The following is a 3191-nucleotide window of genomic DNA, read 5'->3' as shown; positions in this document are numbered from 1 at the left end:
CACCAGAAGTGCTGGACGAGGAAGCCGCCGATCACCGGGCCGCTGGCCGCGCCGATGGCGGCGACGGCGGTCCAGATGCCGATGGCGAGCGCGCGCTCGCGCCGGTCGGGGAAGACCTGCCGCAGGATCGACAGCGTGGCGGGCATGATCATCGCGCCGCCGATGCCCAGCAGGGCGCGCGCGGCGATCAGGACCTGGGCGTTGTCGGCGAGGGCCGCCATCGCGGAGGCCACGCCGAAGAGCCCGTAGCCGAGGAGGAGGATGCGGCGGCGGCCGACCCGGTCACCGAGGGTGCCGAAGAGGATGAGGAGCGAGGCGCAGACCAGGGGGTAGGCGTCGACGATCCACAGGAGCTCGATCGAGCTGGGGCGCAGGTCCTCGGTGACGGAGGGGACGGCGACGTGCAGGATCGTCGCGTCGAGCGCGACGAGGACCAGGCTGACGCAGAGCACCGCCAGGACGACCCAGCGGTTGGCCCCACCGGAGGCCGCGTGGAGCCGCTGCCAGGGGGAAGGGGTCCGGCCCCCGGCCGCGTTCGTCCCCGACATGCATGTACCTCCCAGGTGATCCCTCGCGCTCGGCGGACCAGCGTCTTGTGGAGCCACGGGGGGTGGTGCGCTGTGCGGCGTCCAACGGGGTCCGGCATCGACACGCGGGTGAACGGTCAGCGTACGCGAGTTCGCCTGACCGACACGTGGTCAAGCTCTCATCCCGGCGGCAGCCCCTGTGTGGCGTATGCCACTCCCCTCACCCTCACCCTTTCCCCGTGTACACGCGCCCTCACGGCCCGTGGTTCTCCCTCACCGCGCTCGCCCGGCCCCGCTCCGCCCCCCTCGGGGGCGCGAGACCGGCGCCACCGATAATCATGCCTGTGGAAGATCTTGGATTTCGCCGGGCCGCGCCCGCGCTGGCCGTCTTCGCGGCGGTCCGGCTGCTCGGGCTGACCGTGCTCGCGACGTGGGGCGCGGTGGTCGGCAGCAGCCCGCACACCCTGCTGTCGGCCCGCTGGGACTCGCTCTGGTACGCCCGCATCGCCGCGGAGGGGTACGGGTACGAGGTGCTCCTCCCGAACGGGGACGTCCACTCGAACCTGGCGTTCTTCCCACTGCTGCCGTGGCTGGAACGGGTGGTGTCGGCCGCGACCGGGCTCTCGTACGGCTCCGCGGGTCTGGTGGTGTCGGTGGTCGCGGGGCTCGCCGCGGCCTGGGGGATCTTCGCGGTCGCCGATCTGGTCCACGGCCGCCGGGCCGGGGTGTTCGCGGTCGCGGTCTGGGCGGCGCTGCCGGTCGGGATCGTGCAGTCCATGGCGTACAGCGAGTCGCTGTTCACCGCCCTGGCCGCCTGGTCGCTCCACGGGGCCCTGCGCGGGCGGTGGCTGACGGCGGGGCTGCTCGCGGCCGGGGCCGGGCTGACCCGCCCGGTCGGTTCGGCGGTGGTCGCGGCGGTGTGGGTGGCCGCTGCACTGGCCTGGCGGCGCGGGGAGCGGTCCTGGCGGACGGTCGCGGGGGTGCTGCTGGCTCCGGCGGGCGCGGCGGCGTATGTGCTGTGGGTCGGCGCGCGCACCGGGGGCGGTCTGCTGGGCTACCTGGACGTGCAGGGCGGCTGGGGCAACGGCTTCGACGGCGGCTGGGCGTTCGCGGGGTTCATCGGCGCGAAGCTGGGCTCGTCCGCGTTTCCCGCCGGGGTAGGGCTGATCGCGGGGGTCCTGCTGGTGCTCTGGCTGTACGGGAAGTGCGTACAGCAGCGGCAGCCGGTGCCACTGCTCGTGTACGGCGGGATCGTCGTGGCGCTGGCGCTGTGCGCGTCCGGGTATTTCGGTTCCAAGCCCCGGCTGCTGCTGCCGGCCTTCCCGTTGCTGCTGCCGCCCGCGGTGGCGCTGGCGCGGTGGCGGACCGGGCGGGCTGCCCCGGTGGTGGGTGCGCTGGCCCTGGCCTCGGCGGTCTACGGGGCGTTCTGGCTGAACGGCTCGGGTCCTCCGTAGAGCTCCCACATCACGGAATGAATCATTCCGGTCCATCTTTCAGCAAAAGAAATGAGCTCCACGGCAATAAAGTCCGGATAAGTGACCAAAACAATTGCCGCAGCAGTGGATCAAGAAGCGGCCAACCACTGTCGAAATAACGGGAATTAAGTCCCGCGTGAGACCAACTCCACATCACATGGTCATCACAAAGCCCGCGATTCGCCCGGGCCGACCATCGCCGGGCGGTAACGTCGATTGAGTGCGTACCGACCAAATCCTGACCCGTCTGGAGCGGGTGTTCGCCCGGCTGGACCGGGAACCAGAGCGACCGGCTCATCTGCAAACCCCGCAGATGAGCCGGCACCGCGTCGTACTCCTGGGATCGACCCTCGCCTTCTATCTCGCAATCGTGGTCGCCGTACTGACCACTTCCTGGCTGGTCCGCCTGGACTGGCAGATCATGTTCTTCCGGCCCTACGAGCAGTGGCCGCAGCTGCACGCCTTCCTCGACTATCTGGTCGTGCTGGGCCAGCGCGGACCCACCGCGGTCATGGTCGCCGCCTGGCTCGGCTGGCGCTCCTGGCGGCAGCACACCCTCCGCCCGCTGATCACCCTCGGCGTGGCTCTGCTGCTGCTCAACATCACCGTCGGGTCCGTCAAGCTCGGCCTCGGCAGGCTCGGCCCGCACTACGCCACGGAGATCGGATCCGCCGAACTCTTCGCCGGTGGCGATATATTCCCTTCCGGTCACACCGCCAACGCCGTGGTGACGTGGGGCATCCTGGCCTACCTGGCTTCCACCGGGGTCACCCGCCGGGTGCTGTCCGTGGTCTCGGCGGTCGTCTCGCTGAGCGTCGGCGCCACCACGGTGTACCTCGGCACCCACTGGGTCAGCGACGTCCTGCTCGGATGGTCCGCGGGCCTGCTGATCCTGCTGGCCCTCCCCTGGTTCGAGCCGCTCATCGCCCGGACCGAGACCTACGTCTTCGACGTGCGTGAGCTGCTGCGCCGCCGCGCCGAGACCGGACGGATGCCCGCTCCGGTCGTCTCCGCGCTCACCCCGCTGCTCTCGGCGGGCGGCAAGTGGCAGTTGCGGCCCGCCGTCCGGATCACCGTCGGCAACGCCATCGGCGCCGCCGAGGAGCCGGTCCCGCAGGCCGTCAGGGGCAAGTTCTAATTTTATTACGCCGCGAGCGGCGCTAGAATAGAGAAGTGTTTATCTCTGTTG

General features: G+C 70.6%; 3 protein-coding genes. 2 read left to right on the top strand and 1 reads right to left on the bottom strand.

Annotated elements, in window-relative coordinates:
- A partial coding sequence (locus ACWGIU_RS33850) for an MFS transporter (protein WP_453711932.1) occupies positions 1-548 on the bottom strand: 548 nt, incomplete at its 3' end.
- A 317-nt stretch (positions 549-865) separates the two neighbouring features.
- Between ACWGIU_RS33850 and ACWGIU_RS33845 the strand changes: the two genes are divergently transcribed.
- Together ACWGIU_RS33845 and ACWGIU_RS33840 are read left to right on the top strand one after the other, a co-directional pair.
- Complete coding sequence (locus ACWGIU_RS33845) at positions 866-1981, top strand: hypothetical protein (protein WP_453711931.1); 1116 nt, start codon at positions 866-868, stop codon at positions 1979-1981.
- Positions 1982-2222: 241 nt separating this feature from the next.
- Positions 2223-3140 carry a phosphatase PAP2 family protein gene (locus tag ACWGIU_RS33840; RefSeq protein WP_453711930.1) on the top strand — a complete coding sequence of 306 codons (918 nt, stop codon included), beginning with the start codon at positions 2223-2225 and terminating at the stop codon, positions 3138-3140.
- The last annotated feature ends 51 nt before the right edge of the window (positions 3141-3191 follow it).

This window comes from Streptomyces sp. NPDC054840, assembly GCF_053611065.1.
The sequence above is the reverse complement of the archived record's forward strand: the minus strand, read 5'-3'. Positions and strand labels throughout refer to the sequence as shown.